24 protein-coding genes and 2 pseudogenes are annotated in these 22,844 nt (G+C 32.8%); 7 read left to right on the forward strand and 19 right to left on the reverse strand.

Annotation, left to right across the window (positions count from 1 at the left end; genetic code table 11):
• Positions 1 to 12 precede the first annotated feature (12 nt).
• The 6 genes and pseudogenes from BAU28_RS31535 to BAU28_RS05930 form a co-directional block, all read right to left on the reverse strand.
• Positions 13 to 165: an agmatine deiminase family protein gene (locus BAU28_RS31535; protein ID WP_083594557.1), complete on the reverse strand. Its 153-nt coding sequence runs from the start codon at positions 163 to 165 to the stop codon at positions 13 to 15.
• A pseudogene (locus tag BAU28_RS31540) lies at positions 165 to 371 on the reverse strand (agmatine deiminase family protein); the annotation flags it as partial. The pseudogene BAU28_RS31540 and the gene BAU28_RS31535, both read right to left, overlap by 1 nt.
• Positions 372 to 445: 74 nt before the next feature.
• On the reverse strand, positions 446 to 1,264 hold the full coding sequence (locus tag BAU28_RS05915; RefSeq protein WP_071718016.1) for a MerR family transcriptional regulator: 819 nt from the start codon (positions 1,262 to 1,264) through the stop codon (positions 446 to 448).
• Positions 1,265 to 1,347: 83 nt separating this feature from the next.
• A complete protein-coding gene (locus tag BAU28_RS05920; RefSeq protein WP_048376193.1) occupies positions 1,348 to 2,325 on the reverse strand; it encodes an agmatine deiminase family protein in 978 nt (325 codons plus the stop codon).
• 346 nt (positions 2,326 to 2,671) lie between these two features.
• A complete protein-coding gene (locus BAU28_RS05925) occupies positions 2,672 to 3,814 on the reverse strand; it encodes an agmatine deiminase family protein (RefSeq protein ID WP_071718017.1) in 1,143 nt (380 codons plus the stop codon).
• Positions 3,815 to 4,055: 241 nt separating this feature from the next.
• Positions 4,056 to 5,183, reverse strand: a complete 1,128-nt coding sequence (locus tag BAU28_RS05930; protein WP_071718018.1) for a serine hydrolase domain-containing protein — start codon at positions 5,181 to 5,183, stop codon at positions 4,056 to 4,058.
• Between the two features lie 270 nt (positions 5,184 to 5,453).
• Here BAU28_RS05930 and BAU28_RS05935 point away from each other — a divergent pair, with 270 nt between their 5' ends.
• Entirely contained in the window at positions 5,454 to 5,684 is a 231-nt protein-coding gene (locus tag BAU28_RS05935; RefSeq protein ID WP_071718019.1) for a hypothetical protein, read from the forward strand.
• Between the two features lie 69 nt (positions 5,685 to 5,753).
• Here BAU28_RS05935 and BAU28_RS05940 read toward each other — a convergent pair whose 3' ends face one another.
• Entirely contained in the window at positions 5,754 to 6,959 is a 1,206-nt protein-coding gene (locus BAU28_RS05940) for an MFS transporter (protein WP_071718020.1), read from the reverse strand.
• A gap of 110 nt (positions 6,960 to 7,069) precedes the next feature.
• Here BAU28_RS05940 and BAU28_RS05945 point away from each other — a divergent pair, with 110 nt between their 5' ends.
• The gene (locus tag BAU28_RS05945) at positions 7,070 to 7,921 is read left to right on the forward strand and encodes a LysR family transcriptional regulator (RefSeq protein ID WP_048376204.1); all 852 of its coding nucleotides are present in this window, start codon (positions 7,070 to 7,072) and stop codon (positions 7,919 to 7,921) included.
• Between the two features lie 86 nt (positions 7,922 to 8,007).
• On the opposite strand, the gene BAU28_RS05950 is transcribed toward BAU28_RS05945, so the two are convergent.
• The 10 genes and pseudogenes from BAU28_RS05950 to BAU28_RS05990 form a co-directional block, all read right to left on the reverse strand.
• Positions 8,008 to 8,952 carry a glycerophosphodiester phosphodiesterase gene (locus tag BAU28_RS05950; protein ID WP_071718021.1) on the reverse strand — a complete coding sequence of 315 codons (945 nt, stop codon included), beginning with the start codon at positions 8,950 to 8,952 and terminating at the stop codon, positions 8,008 to 8,010.
• 610 nt (positions 8,953 to 9,562) lie between these two features.
• Entirely contained in the window at positions 9,563 to 9,826 is a 264-nt protein-coding gene (locus BAU28_RS05955; protein ID WP_071718022.1) for a DUF4176 domain-containing protein, read from the reverse strand.
• The gene (locus BAU28_RS05960) at positions 9,823 to 10,602 is read right to left on the reverse strand and encodes a hypothetical protein (RefSeq protein ID WP_071718023.1); all 780 of its coding nucleotides are present in this window, start codon (positions 10,600 to 10,602) and stop codon (positions 9,823 to 9,825) included. The genes BAU28_RS05955 and BAU28_RS05960 overlap by 4 nt, the downstream gene beginning before the upstream one ends.
• A gap of 28 nt (positions 10,603 to 10,630) precedes the next feature.
• Positions 10,631 to 11,281, reverse strand: coding sequence for a hypothetical protein (locus BAU28_RS05965; RefSeq protein WP_071718024.1), 651 nt, complete (start codon positions 11,279 to 11,281; stop codon positions 10,631 to 10,633).
• A gap of 16 nt (positions 11,282 to 11,297) precedes the next feature.
• Positions 11,298 to 11,417 (reverse strand): annotated as a pseudogene (locus tag BAU28_RS30330) (WXG100 family type VII secretion target); the annotation flags it as partial.
• A 121-nt stretch (positions 11,418 to 11,538) separates the two neighbouring features.
• Positions 11,539 to 11,802: a DUF4176 domain-containing protein gene (locus tag BAU28_RS05970; protein ID WP_012261358.1), complete on the reverse strand. Its 264-nt coding sequence runs from the start codon at positions 11,800 to 11,802 to the stop codon at positions 11,539 to 11,541.
• 31 nt (positions 11,803 to 11,833) lie between these two features.
• On the reverse strand, positions 11,834 to 12,484 hold the full coding sequence (locus BAU28_RS05975) for a hypothetical protein (protein ID WP_071718025.1): 651 nt from the start codon (positions 12,482 to 12,484) through the stop codon (positions 11,834 to 11,836).
• A gap of 16 nt (positions 12,485 to 12,500) precedes the next feature.
• On the reverse strand, positions 12,501 to 13,496 hold the full coding sequence (locus BAU28_RS05980; protein ID WP_071718026.1) for a WXG100 family type VII secretion target: 996 nt from the start codon (positions 13,494 to 13,496) through the stop codon (positions 12,501 to 12,503).
• Entirely contained in the window at positions 13,493 to 14,296 is an 804-nt protein-coding gene (locus tag BAU28_RS05985; RefSeq protein ID WP_071718027.1) for a hypothetical protein, read from the reverse strand. The genes BAU28_RS05980 and BAU28_RS05985 overlap by 4 nt, the downstream gene beginning before the upstream one ends.
• 552 nt (positions 14,297 to 14,848) lie before the next feature.
• Positions 14,849 to 16,468: an FAD-dependent oxidoreductase gene (locus BAU28_RS05990; RefSeq protein WP_071718028.1), complete on the reverse strand. Its 1,620-nt coding sequence runs from the start codon at positions 16,466 to 16,468 to the stop codon at positions 14,849 to 14,851.
• Positions 16,469 to 17,034: 566 nt separating this feature from the next.
• Here BAU28_RS05990 and BAU28_RS05995 point away from each other — a divergent pair.
• The 5 genes from BAU28_RS05995 to BAU28_RS06015 all read left to right on the forward strand — a co-directional run bounded on the left by BAU28_RS05995 (position 17,035) and on the right by BAU28_RS06015 (position 21,647).
• Positions 17,035 to 17,370, forward strand: coding sequence for an ArsR/SmtB family transcription factor (locus tag BAU28_RS05995; protein WP_025148134.1), 336 nt, complete (start codon positions 17,035 to 17,037; stop codon positions 17,368 to 17,370).
• Positions 17,371 to 17,400: 30 nt separating this feature from the next.
• Complete coding sequence (locus BAU28_RS06000) at positions 17,401 to 18,399, forward strand: NADP-dependent oxidoreductase (protein WP_071718029.1); 999 nt, start codon at positions 17,401 to 17,403, stop codon at positions 18,397 to 18,399.
• A 191-nt stretch (positions 18,400 to 18,590) separates the two neighbouring features.
• On the forward strand, positions 18,591 to 20,057 hold the full coding sequence (locus tag BAU28_RS06005; protein ID WP_071718030.1) for a protein adenylyltransferase SelO: 1,467 nt from the start codon (positions 18,591 to 18,593) through the stop codon (positions 20,055 to 20,057).
• 286 nt (positions 20,058 to 20,343) lie between these two features.
• Positions 20,344 to 21,438 carry a response regulator aspartate phosphatase gene (locus BAU28_RS06010; protein ID WP_002172806.1) on the forward strand — a complete coding sequence of 365 codons (1,095 nt, stop codon included), beginning with the start codon at positions 20,344 to 20,346 and terminating at the stop codon, positions 21,436 to 21,438.
• Positions 21,438 to 21,647: a hypothetical protein gene (locus BAU28_RS06015; RefSeq protein ID WP_025148130.1), complete on the forward strand. Its 210-nt coding sequence runs from the start codon at positions 21,438 to 21,440 to the stop codon at positions 21,645 to 21,647. Before BAU28_RS06010 ends, BAU28_RS06015 begins: the two co-directional genes overlap by 1 nt.
• Positions 21,648 to 21,693: 46 nt before the next feature.
• Here the strand turns inward: BAU28_RS06015 and BAU28_RS30855 are convergent, their stop codons facing one another.
• Together BAU28_RS30855 and BAU28_RS06025 are read right to left on the reverse strand one after the other, a co-directional pair.
• A complete protein-coding gene (locus BAU28_RS30855; RefSeq protein ID WP_071718066.1) occupies positions 21,694 to 21,903 on the reverse strand; it encodes a hypothetical protein in 210 nt (69 codons plus the stop codon).
• 200 nt (positions 21,904 to 22,103) lie between these two features.
• A complete protein-coding gene (locus tag BAU28_RS06025; RefSeq protein WP_071718031.1) occupies positions 22,104 to 22,709 on the reverse strand; it encodes an FMN-binding negative transcriptional regulator in 606 nt (201 codons plus the stop codon).
• Positions 22,710 to 22,844: the final 135 nt, after the last annotated feature.

Raw genomic sequence — 22,844 nt, forward strand, 5'->3', positions numbered from 1 at the left:
TTCTTTTTTCATTTAATCCAAGTGCTGTTGCGTCACACAGTGAATCATGCCACCATACGCATATAATTCATTTACATTAATACCAACAATTCTTCTACCTGGAAATTGCCCTTCAATAATTCGAAGTCCTAACCTGTCATGTTCATCACCGTATATAGGGACCAATACAACTTCGTTTCCAAATTATATATAACAATATGCACATTCTCTCCATAATGAAGCTCCTTTGCCATCGTTACCCAAATATCATCTAACTTAGCTCTGTAACCTTCACCTCTATGAGTTCTATCATGAGGCCATTGGATCCATGTCCCCTCATGTTTTTCCCATTCCGCAGGCATATAAAACAAACTACTTTCTATATTTCCCATACTTGTTCACCCCTTCTATGAATGTACGTCCAGTCTATACTTTGACATAGTGTTTAGGTCAACTATTATTCGTATTACATTTTAGTAACTGGAATGCAAATTTGCGTCACATACTCCTCTACTGAACATTCACATTCAGGCCCTTTTACATACACTTCATATGGCGGCGCATCAGTTATATAACCATTCTTTTCAATCCACTCTTCTAATGCCATATAACCGTAGCCTATATAATCATAACTTCCATAATGCATCGTAGTAACAGTTTGATGCTCTACTAGCTTTTTTATCTCACATTCTCGGGAAGATTCTTCATTGTTCTCATACATAATCGGAATTCTTAATTCAATATCACTGCGATTTGGAATATACTCTTCATCGTAGAATACAGCAGAAGGTGAACCGATTACTGTAAAACAATTCATTTGTACTTTTTCATATAAAGAATGAAAATAGTCGTCCATATCATTTATATCGATTTGTAACCTTTGAGTAATTACAGTTATTTCTCCTCTCATTCCAATGAATATATCGTATGTTTTATGCTGAATTGCATGTAAATCTCTATTCATATTTATCATTTCATTCATTTCAGAAATAACCTGTAAGTGTTGTTTCACTTCATGAGACAACTCTATAATTTGCGATCGCATATGTTTAATAAATGAATCTTGATCTGATGACTGAAGAATTATTTTAATTTTCGAGAGAGGAAACTTATACTCTCTTAATTTTTTAATTCTTAACGCTACTTCTAATTGCTCCTGCTCATAATATCTATATCCATTTACCGGATTAACATATGCCGGTTTTAATATCTCCTCTTGGTCATAATGTCTTAACATCCGCGTACTCATTTTACAAATCCGAGAAAATTCAGTGATTGTGTACATATACATGCTCCTTTAATGCTTTATCTTTTATAAGCCTATAAACACCTTCTACCCTTTTAAGCAAGTACACCTGTAAACATGTATTAAAACCAATCAAAAAATTTCCTAATTGAAAATTCCTCATTTTGATTCTTCAATCTTTTTATTTTTGAAGGTAACAAATGATTAGGACAATACCACGTTAAACAATTAATGGCTCCTCCCATTGTTGATATCTCTCCTACATGAACTTGAATCACATGTTTATCAGTATGTTTTTGAATATATTGAAATACTTCTTTATCCCTAGCTAATCCAAACTTAGGAACGTAGATAGTATCATTTGTCTCTAACATATTTATATATAAACCTTTTGCTGATGCTATCTCTTGATCATATTGCCCTTTCTCTGTATATGAGGAAGGAACAACTATAAATTCAGCTTCTGGCATTTGTTCTTGAATGATTTCTTGAACGCTATGCCTAAATTCATGATCCCCTAGAAAATCACTAATAAACATTGTATGATTATCAATAAATTTCACCATACCATCCGCATGAGCAAGTACATCTCCCGGTTCAGCAGGAATGATAATAACACGACTGACATCTAAATCCCATTCCAATTGCTCTATAATCTCTTCTTCCGTCCAATCATAATTATCATCAAATATGCGTTCCGTTAGTATAACAGTATCTTTTTTATTCCAAATAAGATTTCCGCCGTCTAATATCAATGGGGATGTCACATATTTAAAGTCATTTTCTCCTAACCACTTATTAAATTGTTGATTTAAATATTGTCCTTGATTTTTTGGTAAGTAATTTGGTTGATATTTAAATTTAACAAGGTGATTTGTTACAACTGGTGCAACATCTCTCAGCCAAATATCGTCATACTCAAAATGGCTTGTATGAAATTCTTGTTCTTCAATAGATAAAGATATAAGTTGATCTGTATATGCTTTATTTTCATTTAAGTTCTCATTAAAATAAATAAGATCTTCATAAAATGGTCGATAATATTCATTCGATTTATCTGGTATCGCAGTAAAAATAATCCCGCCCTGTATGTGTTCCATATTGATCCCCTCACTTTTTATGATTAATTAGAAAAACGTCTTTATCACGATAAAAACTGCTATCCCTCTATTCAAATCTCCTATGCTTACTTGTTTTTTTGAAACGTGCACATTTCATGAATGGATTATAGCATGGGGTAATATTATATATTTATATAAAAAATATAAAGCCGTGGTTGAGCGATAAATTGACTCTTGACAGACTTTTTCATAATAAATTTTTATTTAATAAAAACTAAAAAACAAAGATGTAATTATAAATTCATAGAAACTTTATTACAGAAAATAAAACAAGGCAAAATAGATACCACGTTATCTATTTTGCCTATGATTAAACTTCAATTTACTACTTCAAACTAACGGGTTGTTGTTGTGTAATACAATGTATCATACCGCCATTTTTATAAAGTTCTCTCACATCAATACCTACTACTTTACGATCAGGATATAGTTTTTGAATGGTTTCATTTGCTATTTTGTCATTTGGATCATTATAATTAGGCACCAACACAACTTTATTCCCAATATAATAATTCACATATGACCCCTTATAATCGAGAGTTTTCCCACTTTCTAACGTAACCTTATTTTTACTTAGCGGCAGGTATACATATTTATATTTCCCACCTGCAGCATTTTTTGCACGCATCAGTGTATCAATATCTTTATTTGACAATCCCCATTCCACCAAATCGTCTTCAGCCAGCGTTATAATGGTAGATTTATCGTGAAATTTTGCAAATCCATCAATATGAAAATCAGTAATATCTATGTTTGGTACCCCGTCTAACCAAATAAAATTCGTTACTCCAAGTTCACTAATATATTTCTCAATTTCCGCTTCTGATAATTTCGAGTTTCTGTTTTTATTCGTTACAGCGCTTCTAGTTAATAAAGCCGTACCGTTACCGTCTAATTCAATTGCCCCGCCTTCAAGTACAAATTTATGCCAATCAATTCTTTCCACCCCTAATTGTTTACTAAGGTTTTCACGAATACGGGCATCATTTTTATAAGGCGTTTTCTTCCCCCAACCATTAAATCCCGGATCTAATATTTTTAGATTTTTATTATTATCATAAACAAACATCGGTCCACTATCCCTTGCCCATACATCATCAGTAGGAGCGATAAAAAAATCAATTTTCTCCATATTCAGCCCTTCATCTGTTAAAAGTTGATTGATTCTTTCTTTTTCTTCTTGATCATATGCAACAATGTGAACTTTTTCACCTTCAGTTAATGCACTTACCATTTCAATCCAAATAGGTTCTACTTCTTTTTTATACTCCTGTCCATATGTGTAATCATGTGGCCATTGCAGCCATGTGCCTTCATGCTTGCTTTTTTCGTCCGGCATTGTATATTTCCCTACTTTTTCTTGCGCCTCTACCTTCTCAGTATTCTCATTATCTTTTTCCTGAGCACACCCACCAATAATTGATGCGGATAGAGCCGCCACCAAACAAAGCGTTACTATTTTTTTCATTTCTAAACCTCCTAATTTTCTCTACAACAATGTAAAGCTTCACATAGTGTGAAGCTCAAGCTTTTTTTCAATATAAAACAACATTTTTTTTACATCCGACATAATATTCCACACATCTAGCCTTTATATGATGTAACTTCTTAATAACGACCTAAATAAAAAATCGGTATGGACAATTGTCCATACCGATTTTTCATTATATAGCTACTACCTTTTTTCATTTCTATTACATATTAAACACTTAGTTTGCTGCTAACAAATCTTTTGCCATCTTTCTAAATTCTTGATTAAATGCATCATTCATTCCATTTTGTACGTTTGAGAAAAGAATTACAAAAGTTCGTTTATCCCCAGTAAAATTATTAAAAGTGTTCCAACCAGCTAGCACCCCGTGATTATGATTATAATCTGGGTAAATGTAAAAACTAAATCCATATTTTCTAGCTGGTGATACAGTAAACATATCTGATAAGCTTTGTTTAGAAAGTAATTTACCATCCATAATTGCCTCATCTAACCTTTTCATATCATCAACAGTTGTATACATTTCACCACAACCATATAACCAACTCATTTTTAAACGAGGTGTTGTTACTAACTCATTATTTTTTTTCGTATAACCTTCTGCTAAAAACATATCCCCAGGCAACGTTGCACCCATCCCAGATTCATGCATCCCAACAGGAGTAAAAATATTTTCATTCACATATTCAGCGAGCGGTTTATTCGATATCTTTTCTACAATATACGCAAGTACCATATAATTATAATCTGTATATCGCCATCCTGTACCTGCAGGAAATTCAAGCTTTTGAGATCCAATCCATGTTACTAACTTTAAACGTGATGCTGCCTCAACTCTACCTTGTCCCTGCTCAGGTAATCCCGAAGTATGCGTTAGCAAATTTCTCAATGTAATATTTTTATCTGCTGGAAAGGACGGAATATATTTATTCACATTATCTTCTATATTTAATTTCCCTTTTTCTCTTAGCTGCAATATAGATATTGCAACTACCGTTTTTGTAATGGAACCGATGCGATATTTTGTTCTTGGCGTTGTTAAAATTTGATCTTTTACATTCGCATACCCGTATCCTTTTCGTAAAACTACATTATTTTTATCAGCTACAAGGACCGTTCCATTAAATCCTTTATCTTTTAAATATTGATCTAGTTTTGTTGCTGCAATCTCATAACGCTTTTGCTGATTTGCATCGACTTTCGGTTTATCATTTTCAGTCTTATTCTCAAAATTTGAAAATGCCTTCAAATTATATTTCTTATCTTTATTTGCATGTATGAGTGCAGCGACACTCCCACAAAAAATAGCAAAAATAAAGAAAGCAATTAGCCATTTCTTACACATATAGGGACCCTCTTTTATCCAATTTCACGTTATACTTTTCCATTCTATTCTTATTCTATATCTATTAATCTCTAAACATTTTATAATTATACCATCTATCTAATATTGATCATATTAAACTAGATTCCTTTTTCTCACATTCAAATTTTGACTACTCTCTATTGTATTTCTTTTTTGCAAAATTTCCACCTTACAATCGGATACATCTAACTTCAATTTCAATTTCTTATGTAACATTCGTTACACATTAGCAAAAATGGAGGTGCAGATTTGAAAAATACTGATAAACGCAATCGTTTAGGCGATATGATGTTTCATTATCGAGTAACTAAAAATAACATGGTTTTAATTGAATATTGCGGAAAACAAATTATGACTTTAAAAGGAAATCACGCTGAAAAATTTTTGAACAAAATAAATCGGGCAAATAACGAAAACGAAAAACAACTTATTATGGCTAAAATTACCGGCAATTTCAAAAGAGGAAATGAACATAATTGAAATCGAATCTCATGTATATTCCGATTATACAGCAAATCTAAAGAAATTTACATTGCTAACATTCCTTTATTATTTATTTTTACTATATAAGCTAACGGCCGATATACTTAGTAATACAACTATACACAACCACGCATACGTATACCCTTTCTCATCTACAATATAACCAAATAAAACAGGTGCAACAATTATAGCAATTTGATTTAGTGTAAGTGCAAAGCTCACTGTCATCCCTACAGATTCTTCACTTGCCGATTCAGCAACTTCAACCATAAAAAGACTGAACCATCCAATTGAAAAAAAACCTAATAATGCACTTACACCATACAATACTCCAATCGTTATTGTATGTATGCTTATAACGAATATTAGAATGAAACCGATAGAAATGCAGACAACTATAAATAAAGGTGTGCTTCGATTCCCCTTATAAAGCAAATCACTAACAGCTGCTAATACAACCCGGCCAATCATTCCGGAAAAGAACAAAATCGAAAATACTTTTCCAGCTAAAATAGGTGTAATTGATTGTTCCATTACTAAAAATTTTATAAAATGCCCAACTAACACCATTTGTAATGAAATCATACAAATACCAGTTATATAAATTGGATACAACTCTTTTTTACACATCACTGCTTTTAACTGCATCCCAAAAGAGAGTTTAATACGGTCTTCTTTTACTTTCTCCTGAACATATGGTTCCTTATAAAATATGAAAAATAAAAACCCTCCAATTATACAAATGCATGCAATAATATTTATCGCATAAGCCACATTATATTTTATTGTAAGAAACGGAATCAATACTCCCGCTAACATACCACCAATCGGTATACCAGCTTGCCTGATCCCCATCGCTAACCCACGATTTTCTTTTGAGAACCATTTTATAATCACTTTACTTCCTCCTGGCTGCGAAACACTATAAAACGCTCCTGCTAATAAAAGTACAAAGAGTAATCCAGTAAATTCATTTACGGTATTAGTGAGTAAAAGCGAACCTCCTAGTAAAAAAGAACTTATAGAAATTAATAATTTTTCATTATATCGATCAAGTAACCGCCCGACAAAAAGCATACAAAATAGCGATCCAACACTTACAACACTTACTAACAATCCACTCTGCATATTCGTAAGCGAATATTCTTCTTTCCAAAATAAAGCGAAAGCTCCGACACCATACGTTATAAGTGTTGCTGTTGCTTGAGTAATAGTCGCAAAAATTAACATAATCCACTTATAAGTACTATTCACACGCTCTTCCATTAACATGAAAATCCCTCCATCCCCTTCCATTGTATGAAATTTCTGATATCATATAAAATAAAGATTAATCATATAATCCATCAAAAAAATTGATACCTTGTTCGGAGGAATGATACGTGGACATAAAGGATTTAACTGTTTTTTACGAAGTTGCAAAAGAAAGAAATATATCTCACGCAGCTAAAAATTTAAACTATGTTCAATCTGGCGTAACAATGCGTATAAAACAACTAGAAAACGAATTAGGTGTGCCTTTATTTTATCGAAATGGGAAAGGTGTTACTTTAACTTCAAACGGTGAAATTTTATTATCATACGCAAAACAAATTATCCACTTAATGGACCAATCTGTAAAAGCTATCCAAAGTAACGGAACCGAGCCAAAAGGCATTTTAAAAATTGGATGTACAGAATCTACAACTGCTGTAAGGCTTCCATCTATATTAACGAACTACTATGAGAATTACCCAAAAGTCGAATTTATTTTAGAAACAAATACGACGGAAGAATTAATTCAACTCGTATTAGACCGAAAGCTAGACGGAGCGTTTATCGCTGGAACTACTCAGCATGCTGAACTTCATACAAATGTATTTTGTGAAGAAGAATTAATTCTCATTAGTAAACATCCTTTATCCTCCCTTAAAGAAGTAGGAGACATGAATTTACTCGCTTTTAGTCACGGTTGCTATTATAGAAGTTTATTAGAAAACTGGCTTCAAGAGGAAGGGATTTCCCCTAAACGAGTATTAGAATTTGGAACAATTGAGGCAATACTCGCTTGTGTAAAATCCGGTATGGGCGTAGCAATTATGACGAAATCTATTTTAAATGTTCATGCACATGACGTATCATTCAACCCTTTACCAAATAACTTCAAAAAAGTTCCTACTACCTTTATTACTAGAAAAGATATATTTCACTCAGCTGCATTACAAAAGTTTATGGAGCTGATTCACAATGCGTGAAAAGAAAATACGTGGAATGAAACGAAGAACCGAAACATAGAAAAAGGTATACCCAAAACACTGGTATACCTTTTATCCTATCCCACTTATTTTTCTTTTAAAACACTATGTAATCGATCCGGGTAATTTGTAAACATCCCTGTAGCACCCCATTTAATTAACAATCTCATATCTTCTTTCTCATTAATTGTATAAGGGTGAATTAGCAATCCATTTTCCCTAGCCATTTTCATGTATGACTCATCAATAATTAATTCTCCGTTATCATTACGTAAGTTTGGTCCAATACCAACTGCATACTTTTTAATTTCTTGAAAATCATCATTCGTTACACTTTTCGGTTCATGTGTAATACCAGACCATTCAACAATCTCATTGTTATCATTTGGATAATACCATAGCAATTGAACCAATGGAATATTCTCATTCATACTATGAATCTTTGTTAAACTATCTTTGCTAAATGATTGAATCATAACACGGCTAGAAGACATGTTTTGACCTATTAAATTATATTTTTTTAACAAAGCTAATAATTTTTCTTCCATTCCTGGATACACATCTGGTGATTTTGTTTCAATATAATACTTCATGCTTCTTCCGTACTTTTGAAAAATTTCTTCAAGGGTCGGAACTTTTTGACCAATATACTCTTGCTTAGCCTTTTCTGGGTAAGCTTTATTAAACCATGAACCCGCATCTAATTTTTTTATTTCACTTAACGTTTTATCTCGTACTTCGCCTGTTCCATTTGTAGTTCGATCAACTGATGTATCATGCATTGCAATCAATTGACCATCTTTTGTTAATTGAATATCTAATTCCAAATAATCCGCTTTCATTTTTTTCACAAGATCATACGAAGCAAAAGTATGCTCAGGTGCATGTCCACTTGCTCCGCGATGTGCAATATTTAAAAACTTATTCGTATCCCCTTCATGCTTTCCTTCTGATTTCGCATGAACAGCTCCCCCAGCAAAGATACTTCCCATCGTAAAGAAAATAACTAATACGCTAATAATCTTTCTCATCCTTCTAACCCTTCCTACGTTGCAAATTTCAACAAGCTAATGCGATTTACACGAAATAGAAGACATACTTTCATTATTTTTATAAGCCTATATTAAAATTCCAATCTTACATATATTCACTCTATTATTGTTTATAAAATAGAAAACTCCTTTTATACTATTTAATTCCTATATTCCCTCCCCTTCACATGTAACATATCACGATAGTACTCCCTATTGTGTATGACCCATTCAATAAAAAAAGCCATAAATCATTTAGAGGACACTCCTGTATCCCTAAATAAATTTATGGCTTTTCTCAAATATCTCCGGCCTCTATCAACTTGTTGAATTTAATCATACCAAACCTATTAAAATTTGTGAATATTATTTTTTCAATAAAGTGAAGCTTTAATCCGGATGGATTATCCATCTCCTACTGATTATTAGTGGAAGTTTTTACTGCTCATTAATGCAGGATACATTCTGTTCAAATTCTTTATAGTAACTTTCACTTGATATTTACGTATATCTACATTTTACTTAATTACAAATTCTTAGTTTCGTATATCCTTACCTGGAACTTATTTTAAAGTATATTTGAAACTATACTTAACTTTGAAAACATGCATTATATTTTAGACAATACATTTTCTTGAAAAGTACGTTCTTCTTGATCTTCATAACCTGTTGAAACAACTTCTTGAATATCATCATGATTAAATAAATACGTGAAATCTGGGTTAATATAGCCTTCTGGATACAGGCACCCGATATAATCGAATTTTCTTACCTCATCCGTTTCTACTTGTTGTTTACGTCCAAAAATCATGAGTTTCTTTGTACCTTCTTTTAAAATTACAATAGCACCTATAGGAAAAAGTTGCGAATTCATTGTCTTTTCTCCTTTCTTGTAAGTTTAGGTTTCTTTTGAGAATGAGGTATATTTACATGTCCCGAAGCAGCCGTGGATTGTCTCCTTTCCTTCCTTGACAGTCTAGGCTTCTTTTGAGAATGTAATTTTTTTAAATGTCGCGAAGTAATACCTTGTTTTTTGAAATCAAAGTAAAAATACAAATGTGTACTTAGCGCTAGGAAAACAACTGAAATAAATGACAAAATAACGATTAGCACAATCGCCATAGCTTTTTGGCTCAAAATCCCAATAATAACTTGACCAATCATATAACCTAAACCCGAAAAATATACAATTTTAGGAATTTTCACATCTTGATCAGTTGTCCCCCTTAAGCGGGCTGTAAAATATTTAATCCAGAATAATTCAGATTTATAAACAATTAAACTATATGCAATAAGCGATAGAGTAAAAAATAAAGGTGACTCTATTTCTACGAATTCGTAAGCTAACTTTTGCACAGCTATGAAGCTACAAAATGAAATACTTAAACCAACAAATCCAGAATATAGTAAATGTTGCAATTGAGGCTGCCGAGGCTTATGAATAGAAACCCAAATTCCCCATAGATTACATATCACATAAGATGGAAAAGCTGCGTAAGAGTATATATTGTACGGTGGAAATATGAATAAAATGATGAGTAGAAGAAAATTCATGATAACCCACACAAAGGCCCCTACAATATTTCTTATATCAAATGGTATTAATATCCGCATACAATCATCTATGCTGTTGCCATTATATTTGTCCATTACGCACCTCCTTATTAATTGTTTTCTGTTAAGAATTTAAGGAACCTAATTTGGTTTGTCGCTTCTTCAAATCAATATATATGTATATATATACACCATATATACTAGACACAACAGCAAATAAAGAAAAGACTAAAATTAATAGCGTCGCTAAAGCATTTTGTGATAATGAACCTACACATATCTGTCCAATAATATATCCCAATCCTGATAAATAAACAATTGGAGAAATTTTTATATTTCCTTTTTCTTCATTGTTTAATCGCTTTAAAAAACTTTTCATTCCAATAGAAATCAATTTATAAATTGTAAAAATGTAAAGTACAAAAGTAACAATAAAAAACAGAGGTGTTTCAATTTTAATAAAAGTATATGCAAGCTTTTGAATCACTATAAAGCTTCCAAAAGAAAAAGTTATCCCCATGAATCCATTATATAAAATGTGTACCAATCTTGGCTCATTTGGTTTACAAAAAAATACCCATACCCCCCATATATTAGCAGTCAAAAGAAAAGGTAAAATTATATATAAGTATATGGTAAAGGTTGGAGGAAATACAAATGGGGTTAAAATCATAAAATTAATAACTACCCATACCATAATGACACTCGATCTTACACTGTCAGGCATCAATTTCCGAATAATTTGTTCTGTACTTTTTCCGTGGTATTTTTCCATATTAATCTCCCAAAAACTAAAAAATTTTATCTAAAGTTGCTCCGATTCCAGATTTAACTCTATCTTTTACCGAATCCTGTTTGCCATCATGATTCCAATCACCTTTGTTAAATTCGATTCCATCAGTGAACATACTAATTTCCATAAAAACATCCAAGCTTATTCCACTCCAATAAAGGTTCCATTTGCTGCATCACTAATAAGAAATAATGTAAAAAAAACTGCTTGTTTAAACAGTTTTTTTACATTATTTCTTATTATATTTTAGACAATACATTTTCTTGGAAAGTACGTTCTTCTTGATCTTCATATCCTGTTGAAACAACTTCTTGAATATCATCATGGTTAAATAAATAAGTGAAATCTGGATTCAGATAGCCTTCTGGATATGGACATCCCATATAATCGAATTTTCTTACCTCATCCGTTTCTACTTGTTGTTTCCGCCCGAAAATCATGAGTTTCTTTGTACCTTCTTTTAAAATTACAATAGAGCCTATAGGAAAAAGTTGCGAATTCATTGTATGGCCCCTCCTTATTAATTGTTTTTTGCTAAGAATTTAAGGAACCTAGCTTGGTTTTCCGCTTCTTTAAATCGATATATACGCATATATACGCTCCAGATATACTAAACACAACAGCAAATAAAGAAAAGACTAAAATTAAGACCGTCGCTAAAGCATTTTGTGATAATGAACCTATACATATCTGTCCAATAATATATCCCAATCCTGAAAAATAAACAATTGGAGAAATTTTGATATTTCCATTTTCTTCATTGTTTAATCGCTTTAAAAAACTTTTCATTCCAATAGAAATCAATTTATAAATTGTAAAAATGTAAAGTACAAAAGTAACAATAAAAAACAGAGGTGTTTCAATTTTAATAAAAGTATATGCAAGCTTTTGAATCACTATAAAGCTTCCAAAAGAAAAAGTTATTCCCATAAATCCATTATATAAAATGTGTACCAACCTTGGCTCATTTGGTTTACAAAAAAATACCCATACCCCCCATATATTAGCAGTCAAAAGAAAAGGTAAAATTATATATAAGTATATGGTAAAGGTTGGAGGAAATAAAAATGGGGTTAAAATCATAAAATTAATAACTACCCACACCATAACGACACTCGATCTTACACTGCCAGGCATCAATTTCCGAATAATTTGTTCTGTGCTTTTTCCGTGGTATTTTTCCATATTAATCTCCCAAAAACTAAAAAATTTTATCTAAAGTTGCTCCGATTCCAGATTTAACTCTATCTTTTATCGAATCCTGTTTACCATCATGATTCCAATCACCTTTGTTAAACTTAATTCCATCTGTTATTATACTAGCTCCTATAGAAACACCAAAGCCAATACAAGCTCCAGCAACAGTTCCGATTGGACCTCCCAAAAAACTTCCAACAAAGGCACCTGCTTTGGCTCCCGCAAAGGCACTTGCAGCAGTTGTACCAATCCCAATTGCTGCATCACCTATAATATCACCAGCTATCTTAGTTTTTGACGCTTTATTTTCAATATTTTCCTTTGTATCATTAATTACATCCCATCCTACAGCTGCATAGCCTAAAGCATTTGTTTTTAATTTCAATGAATCTTTAAGAATTTCTTTTGGTGATAAAACATATCTTTTTACATCGTCTATTTGCTTTACTTCGGCTAAAGGTAATTTTGTACGCCTTATCACATTAAGTCCATTTTTATCCTTTAGTACGGTGCGATTTTGAAATCTTACCATTTCTTTTCCTTTTCTATCTGTGTAGGGTGTTACACGCAAGCCTTTATTATGTAAAGATGCCAATTTATAGGCAGCTGCACCTTCCGTTACGGTACCCAGTAAAGTAAATGCAGACCCTGCAGGGTTATCTTTCCAATCACCAATATCGCCACCAAACGGTGCGAACCAATTTATATCAATTGCTTCTTCTCCAAATGAAACTTCTTGTTGATCAGCCTTCTCAAAACGATCAGCAGCTTTTCTTAATGAATCACTATGTTCTTTTAAAACAGTCGTTATAGTAGCTAACATTGATCCTGCGTATTGGGATTGATTTAACACAGCATCTCTTCCAGATATCTGGAAAGGCAGATCAAATAACTGCTTATTGATATGTTGATATGTTTCAGATAGCTCATGAGCTGTTTGTTCTATATTAGAAGCCAGTTTCCTTAAATGGGCAGGAGTAACCTTAATTTCACCGCTCACCTTGTTTCACCGCCTAATGATTTAAGATAAAGCACCATTTTTTTTATCTCTTCAGTAATTGTAAAGGTATCAAGACAAATAAAATTTGTTTGTGTTTGTTCATTATCTAATACTTTTTGGATTAGCCAATATTGGTTTTGACTATATAAAAACTGAATACAGTCTGTAGACCATGAATCCTTTATATAATAATGAACTTGAACCGTATTTAACTCTTCACGATTATGTATAATGTTTGCTAATTCTGAGGAGGCTTCATCATCTAAGTAAAGTGTCAAGTAGTCTACTAATTGCTTGTGTGATTGAGTTAAAATGTCTTCTTTATATGCAGAAGAAGGAATTTTAAATGTATAATTTGGACGAGAGAAAGTATTTTTAGGCTGTAATGCTTGATATATAAATTGCCAAGCTACCTCTGGTGTCCCGCACTCTTTAAATGTACATTGTTTATCACCGTTAGCATCTGTTATTACATTTTGTATAACTTTTTTTTCACTAAAATAGAAAATGTTTTTTTCTAAAGCGCTGTTTTTATCTATCTGTACTTCAATAACAAATCCTGTAGTTAAACAAATGCGAAAATATTCTAAAAGTTGTTTGTTACATAATGTTTCATCTTCTTTTATTATGAGTAGCTCTTCGTTTGTCCACTTCTCGTGCATTACATCTAATTCTTTGTCTATTTCTTCATCTGACCAATTTTCAAAGGGGTTCTCAATTCCAATCATAGTTTCACGGTCAAACATACCAGTTAATACATATACTTCTTTATTTGATAAAATAAGAGGTTCAATAGTCAAATAGTCCCACTCCCTAGCGTAATATGTAATCTCTAAGAAATATAATACACTAAAAAAATGACTCAATCTAGTAATAGCCAACACTTAAAACTAAAAACTAAAAAAATTCTAACAACAAAAAGAAAGGGAATTAACTTAAATATATTTTTATAATAATAATGTCTCTTCACTTCATATTTCGTTAATGACTCACATTCCCGTTCATAATAATCAAATTGATTATACTTCTCTAATTTTTCATACAAGCGATTATAATTTTCTTTATTTAAGGTACCGAATTTCTATCTCTATCCAGTCTTTTTCGCTTCTTTCTTTTCAAACTCATCTAACTTCTTATGAATCCATTCCGCGGTAAGTTGCATTCGATTCGGAATGGAAATAGACGTGTCTAGTGCATAAAAATAATCCTATATCGTCCTTTCCTCAATAAGCACTTCGCCTTTAAATTTGACATCATGAAATTGTAACCCTGTTTCAACTTACAATATTTTTACTTTGTAAGCTAAAAAAATAGAAGCATTGTCTTATATAAAACAATACTCCCATAATTATTTAAAAATCACATAATAAATTATCCATTACCTCTCCGAGCACTACATCTGGATTTACTACCGCTTTTTCCGAACGCCATCCTATAAAGCCATCTGGTCTGATTAATACAGCTCCTTCATTCCCTATCCCATATAATTTGCTAAAGATATTTTCTTGAGTAATAAAGTCCCCATTTAAACCAACTCGATACATTTTTATATTTACTCCTAATTTAGATGAAACGTCCTGTACCGCTTGAGTCCAAAGACTATTTTCTGCTCCAGTTAGTAACACAAAGTTGTTACCGAATAAGTCTAGTATAGAAACTTTCTTTCCTTCATATGTTCCCCAAAAATGTGGTGCTCGCGTGCCAGGTCTTCCGTTCAACTCTACTATATCCATTCTATGTGGAGTGGCTGAGTCATCTATAATCGCCTTTGAACAATACTGATACCCAGCAGTAACAGCTAAACTATCCATATTACTCAAATTACTTTCATCTCTGCCCGCAGCACGAAATAATATACTACTCGCATGGTCCGTCGTTAATTTCGCAACAGGATATCTCTCTTCATGATACGTTTCTAACAATTTTGGGTTTGCTTTCCCTTTTAAAACAGCCGCTAATTTCCAAGCTACATTATGCGCATCTTGTATTCCTGTATTTGAACCGAATCCTCCTGTTGGCGGCATAATATGTGCTGAGTCGCCAACTAAAAAGATGCGATTGTCCTGAAATCTTACCGCTGTAGTTTCACTCGCTTCCCACGGTAAAACACTTAATATTTCTGGCTCAACATTTGTGCTCCCAATTGCTGTTTGAATAATTTGTTTACAACGTTCTATAGTGAAATCCTCTGGTCGTTCTCCTTTTAATGGGTCGTAAGCTACATGATAAATCCATTTTTTTACATTATCAACTGGAATGAGCGCACCAAGCACCTCCGGATGAAGTACCATTGAAAAACCAAAGGCGTCTCCTTGTATAAATTCACTTAAATCAGCCTCAAAGTAAATATTCATATAATAGCCACCGATTGTACCGCGACCTTCAGTTGCAATCCCTAACTGTTCACGTATTTTACTTTTCGCTCCATCTGCTGCGATTACATAATCACAATGTATGACACTCTCTTTTTCTGTTTTTCGATCTCGAATAGTTGCTATTACTCCGTTTTCATTTTGTTCAAAAGAAACTAGTTCATGATAAAAAGATAGTTCTCCGCCTAATTTTTTCGCGTACTGTAACATCATCTCTTCTAAAGTAACTTGATAACAAGCAGTTTGTTTTGATGGGCTAATCTCTTCCACTTTACGAACTAACTTTTCATTATTTTCATACTGTGCCGCCCTTATTTGTTCCAACTCTTCATTATTTACTTCAGCTATTGTTTGAACCGCGATTCTCCCATGACAATTCTCTAATGATTTACCGGCTAATCTAATGCTTTTTTCTAAACCTAATTCTCGAAATAATTCCATTGTGCGAAATGTGATTCCACCTGCTTTTGGATGAATCGCAGTAGTCTGATGGCGCTCAATAAGTAAGTAATCAACGTTATGTTTTGCGAGAAATAACGCAGACGCTAATCCTGATAATCCCCCTCCAACAATTAAAACTGGTACATGTTTCGATTTCATATATTTTCCCTCCACATATATTCTTCTGAGCTCAGTGACATAAATATAATCAAAAAAACAACAAAAATATAGACTTAAATTTCATTTTGAATTATCATATAGATAGATTACGCCCCAAATTAATTTTATCCTTTAATACATATACAATTATAGAAATTGTATATGTATTAAAGGATAAAACAGAAGAACCTACTTTACGTCGAACTATTTTCTGACGTAGACATCGGAAATAATAAAAACATTATAAACGGTCGTAACCCTATAGGTCATATAGGGTTACGACCGTTTAATTGTTTCAGCAATACCTTCTCCTTTATAATTTTCACCGTCTATAGAAGACGTATTACTAGATCATTTTCTATTCTTTAAAACTTCATCCATTGTGGTATGTAAACCTTCTATTCCCTTTTCTATCCCCTATAATTTTCAACACATAAAATTTGATTCGTCTCGATTTTCTTTCTCAATATTGCATCGAATACATCAATCATGTAGCATTACCGTATCGATGTAATGGTTCATCATCTTAAACCTTTCGACTCATTATTGGAGGTAAAGTGATTTAAATGAATAAACAAGAACAATTAAATGTTATTAAAGAAGATTTTATTGATTGTCAAAAAGTATTAGTGGCAATTGGTGATGAAACACGTCAAGCTATTTTGTTAGTTCTAATGGAAACGGAATGTCAAACAGGATTACGTGTAGGAGAAATCACTAAACAAACACACCTTTCTCGACCAGCAGTATCACATCACCTTAAGATTTTACGAGAAGCCGGTATTATTTTAATGCGAAAAGAAGGTACAAAAAACTTTTATTATATTGATATACGTACAAAATTAGGTTTATTAAAAAATCTTGTATTAGATATTGAGAAGCTATTGCAAAACTTTTATTGAAAAAAGATACGGTATTCGGAGGTATAAGAAATGAAAGCAATGATAATTGATAAATATGAGAAAGTCCCAATGCGTATGACAGAGCTACCTACTCCTGAAATAAATGAGTATGAGGTGCTCGCGGAAATTCATGCAGCTAGTATTAACCCAATTGATTTTAAAATACGCGATGGAAAAGTGAAGATGTTACTTAAATATAAAATGCCTCTAACCCTCGGTAATGACTTTTCCGGTGTCATCGTGAAGGTTGGAGCAAAAGTGATTCGCTTTAAAGTTGGTGATGAAATATATGCACGTCCAAGAAAAGATAAGATCGGTACTTTTGCGGAATATATAGCCATCCATGAGGATGATATAGCCTTAAAACCTAAAAATTTAAGTTTTGAAGAAGCGGCGTCGATTCCACTCGTTGGCTTAACATCATATCAAGCATTACATGACATCATGCACTTACAAAAAGGGCAAAAGATTTTGATTCATGCTGGATCCGGTGGTGTTGGTACTTTCGCAATTCAGTTAGCAAAAATAATGGGTGCCACTGTTGCAACGACTGCTAGTGAAGCTGGTGCGAATTTAGTAAAGTCTCTTGGCGCAGATAAAATTATTAATTACAAAACAGAGCAATTTGAAGATATACTAAAAAATTATGATGCGGTATTTGATACAATCGGAGGAACAACACTTGAAAAATCATTCGATATTATAAAGAGCGGAGGTAAAATTGTTTCCGTTTCAGGAATGCCGAATGCCCGATTCGGTAAAGAATTTGGTTCAGGATTTTTTAAAACACTCTTATTTTCATTAGCAAGCAATAAACTTACTTCACTCAAAAAAAAGCATAATGCTCAGTATTCATTTTTATTTATGAAGCCAAGTGGGGATCAATTACGTATAATTGCAAACTATATTGAATCTGGAAAAATCAAACCTGTAATCGATCGAGTTTTTCCTTTTGAAGATGCTCAAAAAGCAATGGAATATTCGGAGTCTGGAAGAGCAAAAGGAAAAATAATTATAAAAATCAAATAATAACAAAAGCTCCATTTTAATCAATCTTTTTGAAAAATGGAGTTTTTGTATTTGCTGTTAAATAGACACAATGCACTGAAGTCCTTACAATAGATTTCAAGGGGAAATATCATATTATACTTTTCGTTAACTTTACAAAGAATACATAAGTACAAATACATAATTAAAAAATAAAAAAAGGAGGAGATAAGATGACTAAAAATAATGAAGCTGGTTGGAATTTAGAAACTAGTTATGCTACATTACCACAATCATTTTATACAGAAATCCCCCCAACTCCTGTACGCTCACCGGAGTTAATTAAATTAAATCATTCATTAGCAATATCTCTTGGTTTTAATCCTGAGGAACTAAAAAAGGACGCTGAAATTGCCATTCTCGCTGGTAATGCACTTCCAGAAGGAGCTCATCCACTAGCTCAAGCATATGCTGGACACCAATTTGGCCATTTCAACATGTTAGGAGATGGTCGTGCTCTTTTAATCGGCGAACAAATTACTCCTTCAGGCGAACGTTTTGATATTCAGTTGAAAGGTTCTGGCCCTACTCCATATTCACGCCGTGGTGATGGCCGTGCTGCGTTCGGTCCTATGCTACGTGAGTATATTATTAGTGAAGCGATGTACGCACTTGATATTCCAACTACTCGCAGTTTAGCAGTAGTCTCAACTGGCGAACCAATCTATCGTGAAACAAAGTTACCTGGGGCGATTTTAACTAGGGTTGCAAGCAGTCATATACGCGTTGGAACATTCCAATACGCAGCAGCTCGCGGCTCAATCGAAGATCTCAAAGCTTTAGCTGATTATACGATAAAAAGACATTATCCAGAAGTTGAATCTCATGAAAATCCATACGTTTCATTATTACAAGAAGTTATTGAAAAACAAGCAAGCCTTATCGCAAAATGGCAGCTCGTCGGCTTCATTCACGGCGTAATGAACACTGACAATATAACGATTAGCGGTGAAACGATTGATTATGGTCCTTGTGCATTTATGGACAGTTATGACCAAGGAACAGTCTTTAGCTCTATTGACACACAAGGCCGCTATGCATATGGAAATCAACCATATATGGCTGCCTGGGATCTCGCTCGTTTAGCTGAATCTTTAATACCGATATTACACGAAGATGAAGAAGAAGCACTAAAAATTGCACAAGATGAAATTTCAAAATTTAGCGTGCAGTACGAAAACAATTGGTTCCTCGGCATGAAGAAGAAATTAGGACTATTTAGCAACGAGGAACAAGATCAACCACTTATTGAGAAACTTTTAAAAGCGATGGAAAAACATAAAGCAGATTATACAAATACATTCCGTGCATTAACTAACAACACATTAGAAAATGCACCTTTATTTGAAAGTCCTGAATTTAAAGAGTGGCACAAGCTATGGCAATCTCGATTAGAAAGACAAAAAGAATCAAAAGATGATGCCTACAAGCTGATGAAAAATACCAACCCAGTAATCATCCCTCGAAACCACCGAGTAGAAGAAGCACTAGAAGCAGCCGTTAAAGATGGAGACTATAGCGTAATGGAAAAACTCCTTCAAGCTTTATCAAATCCTTATGAATATTCTCCAGAACAAGCGGATTACTGCACGCCTCCAGCGCCGACAAATCGTCCTTATAGGACTTTTTGTGGGACGTGATTGTTTAATATGTAAAAAGGTGTGTTCATACAAGTTGTGTGAACACACCTTTTTTATACATTTCCCTCTCTAACGAAAACAATGAAATGCCATTCCACTAGTAGCTATTCCCCGTAAAAGTGTGTTACATATATGTCACCCTCTTTAGACCAACGAAATCCCCCTATTTAAATCAATTTAGTATATACAATTTAAAACAAATATTGAGAAATAAAAATTCCATTTCTATATATTATTATTTTTGATAGTATTATTTATAAGAATATTCAAAAAGCGAGGGGATTTCATGAACGTTCAACTACAAGGTAATGAACAAGTTACAAAACTATTTAATGACTGGTATTTAGCTATATTACAACATCAAACTATCCATGCAAAAAAACTAAAAAAAGAGATTGAGGATAGAATTTCTAGTTCAGAAGAAGATACAAACCTGCAATTATATTATTCACTTTTTAACTTTAGATATACTGTTTTAACAGATGGATTAAATATCAATAAAGATTCTTTTAATAAAATTGATTCTTTCCCACTTCCAGAGAAGGGCCTACTTTCTTATTATTATCATTTTTTCAAAGCCATTCACAATACGATTATTGGAGACTATAATACAGCAAAACACCTCTTCGAGAAAGCTAAGAAGCTGTTAATCCACATATCTGACGAATTAGAGAAGGCTGAATTTAACTACCGTTTAGCTTCCTATTATTATCAAACATATCAACCACTAGTAGCAATTCAAACTGTAAATGAAGCTAAAGAGATTTTTTCAAAACATATAAACCATGAAATTAATGTAGCTTTATGTGATAACATTTTTGGTTTATCTTGTATAGATTTAAAACAATTTGAACAAGCAGAAATTAGACTCGATTCAGCATTAAATATTCTACAGAAATATTCAGAAGAGACTTTATCATTGAGAGTGAGACACAATTTAGCTTGGTTATATGCAAGTCAAAATCTTTCAGAGTTAGCAATGCGACATATTTCAGAGGTTACAACAAAAAAACCAAATCATTTTAAAGCACTTTTTATTGAAGCGCGTGAATACTACAAACTAGGAGAATATGCCCAAGCTAAAGGATTTATAGAAAAAGGATTAAGTATCTCTAATAAATTAGAAAACAAAGAATTTCAACATCGTTTCATGATTTTACAAGCATTAAATAATAAAACTCCTATTAATGATTTAGAAATGATAATTTTGGAAGGAATTTCTTACTTTAAAATAGAAAACCTTTGGGAGTGTATACAAGAATACACCGATGTTCTAGCAAATATATTTTATGAAAATGAAGACCATATAAAAGCTAGTAAATATTTTCACATGGCCAATCAAGCAAGAAAAAAACATGAAGAAAAAGGAGCTTTGCTATAATGAAAAAAATCAAATTGAGCATCATAGGCTTAGCTGTTATGGGCATCTCAACTCTTGGGTTAGGTTATACTTCCGAAATACCAATAACACAGCAAGGATATGTTGCATTGAATATTGGGGACACCCCCGCACCACAACGGCCTGATTTTTTCAAATCCGTTGACGTAAGTAAAGACTACAACTCAACAACAACTGAAAAATCACTTTAAAAAACGAAAGACCTTCAATTAAGAAGGTCTTTTTAAATACGTTCATTTAGTTAATGTAATCGAATATTTTTTCATAGCCAAATGGTAGTACAAATGAAACTAAACAGCCTATCACAATTGAAGCACCGGATAAAAGATTAAATTTCCGAAAAGATATATCATTCCTCTTGTACCCGGTAAAACAAGCTTTTATTATAACAAAAACAGTCATCATTATGATAATAGCTGAAAAAGCGGCGACTAAAAAGACTTCCAGTTTGTACCCCCTTATAGAATATTCTAAACATAATTTTACCATTTATATGAATAATAAAACAGATAGATATTTTATAATATAAGGTTTTCCATATACCTCCGACAGGGTTCGAACCGGCGCTCTTAGGCATTTTTTATTTCAAATAAAATATATTTCTACAAAATAAAATCATCCCTTTATTTCATATAAAATCCACTTTCTTACTCTATTTCTTTCATCAAATCAGAAATCCCCCTACTCCCCTCATCACCAACCTTCTCAAGTTCTTCTATAACTAGTCCTCGTCTCTCTAGAGAATGATTTTGACTTAACTTCGCTTTTCCTTCTATTTTATTAATATTTATCTTAAAACCAACTATCCCCCTACTTAATCCTTCCACATAATTCGGATCTACCTCATTCAGCGAGTAGGTGCTCTTTGGATTTTCATATTTATGTACTAAATCTTGAAGAGAATCTATTAATTCTTGTTCATCTTCAACAGTTTCTAATTCACCATATACATGCACCGCAACATAGTTCCATGTTGGTACTGCTTTATTTGTTTCATACCATGACGGAGAAATGTAGCTATGCGGCCCTTGAAATACGGCTAGCACTTGTTGATTCCCACTTACTTTCCACTGCTCATTTTGACGTGCAAAATGCCCGTATAAAGTAAGTGTTTCCCTATTTAACAATAACGGCAAATGCGTTGCGTATGGTGCTCCGTTATGTTGAGAAAATAAAGTTGCAAAGCTATTTTGTTCAATAATTTCGTACTTCGTCTCTTCATCTTGTATAGCGAAATGCTTAGGTATGTACATAAACTCCCTCTTTTCTTATCTTCTTATTTCCCATTATATTTATGAGATTTATTATTCAACAGGGGCAGATTGTAATTGTTTTATAAGGTCAGTGCTTATAGAGCAAAACCTCTGTTTCAAAAATAATAGGTGGCA

The organism is Bacillus paramycoides, from assembly GCF_001884235.1.
Lineage (GTDB): Bacteria > Bacillota > Bacilli > Bacillales > Bacillaceae_G > Bacillus_A > Bacillus_A paramycoides.

Excerpts from the sequence above, each read along its gene's own strand:
- BAU28_RS05915 (WP_071718016.1), bottom strand. The coding sequence starts at position 1,264 with ATGTACACAATCACTGAATTTTCTCGGATTTGTAAAATGAGTACGCGG.
- BAU28_RS05920 (WP_048376193.1), bottom strand. The coding sequence starts at position 2,325 with ATGGAACACATACAGGGCGGGATTATTTTTACTGCGATACCAGATAAA.
- BAU28_RS05925 (WP_071718017.1), bottom strand. The coding sequence starts at position 3,814 with ATGAAAAAAATAGTAACGCTTTGTTTGGTGGCGGCTCTATCCGCATCA.
- BAU28_RS05930 (WP_071718018.1), bottom strand. The coding sequence starts at position 5,183 with ATGTGTAAGAAATGGCTAATTGCTTTCTTTATTTTTGCTATTTTTTGT.
- BAU28_RS05940 (WP_071718020.1), bottom strand. The coding sequence starts at position 6,959 with ATGTTAATGGAAGAGCGTGTGAATAGTACTTATAAGTGGATTATGTTA.
- BAU28_RS05950 (WP_071718021.1), bottom strand. The coding sequence starts at position 8,952 with ATGAGAAAGATTATTAGCGTATTAGTTATTTTCTTTACGATGGGAAGT.
- BAU28_RS05955 (WP_071718022.1), bottom strand. The coding sequence starts at position 9,826 with ATGAATTCGCAACTTTTTCCTATAGGTGCTATTGTAATTTTAAAAGAA.
- BAU28_RS05960 (WP_071718023.1), bottom strand. The coding sequence starts at position 10,602 with ATGGACAAATATAATGGCAACAGCATAGATGATTGTATGCGGATATTA.
- BAU28_RS05965 (WP_071718024.1), bottom strand. The coding sequence starts at position 11,281 with ATGGAAAAATACCACGGAAAAAGTACAGAACAAATTATTCGGAAATTG.
- BAU28_RS05970 (WP_012261358.1), bottom strand. The coding sequence starts at position 11,802 with ATGAATTCGCAACTTTTTCCTATAGGCTCTATTGTAATTTTAAAAGAA.
- BAU28_RS05975 (WP_071718025.1), bottom strand. The coding sequence starts at position 12,484 with ATGGAAAAATACCACGGAAAAAGCACAGAACAAATTATTCGGAAATTG.
- BAU28_RS05990 (WP_071718028.1), bottom strand. The coding sequence starts at position 16,468 with ATGAAATCGAAACATGTACCAGTTTTAATTGTTGGAGGGGGATTATCA.
- BAU28_RS05995 (WP_025148134.1), top strand. The coding sequence starts at position 17,035 with ATGAATAAACAAGAACAATTAAATGTTATTAAAGAAGATTTTATTGAT.
- BAU28_RS06000 (WP_071718029.1), top strand. The coding sequence starts at position 17,401 with ATGAAAGCAATGATAATTGATAAATATGAGAAAGTCCCAATGCGTATG.
- BAU28_RS06005 (WP_071718030.1), top strand. The coding sequence starts at position 18,591 with ATGACTAAAAATAATGAAGCTGGTTGGAATTTAGAAACTAGTTATGCT.
- BAU28_RS06010 (WP_002172806.1), top strand. The coding sequence starts at position 20,344 with ATGAACGTTCAACTACAAGGTAATGAACAAGTTACAAAACTATTTAAT.
- BAU28_RS06015 (WP_025148130.1), top strand. The coding sequence starts at position 21,438 with ATGAAAAAAATCAAATTGAGCATCATAGGCTTAGCTGTTATGGGCATC.
- BAU28_RS06025 (WP_071718031.1), bottom strand. The coding sequence starts at position 22,709 with ATGTACATACCTAAGCATTTCGCTATACAAGATGAAGAGACGAAGTAC.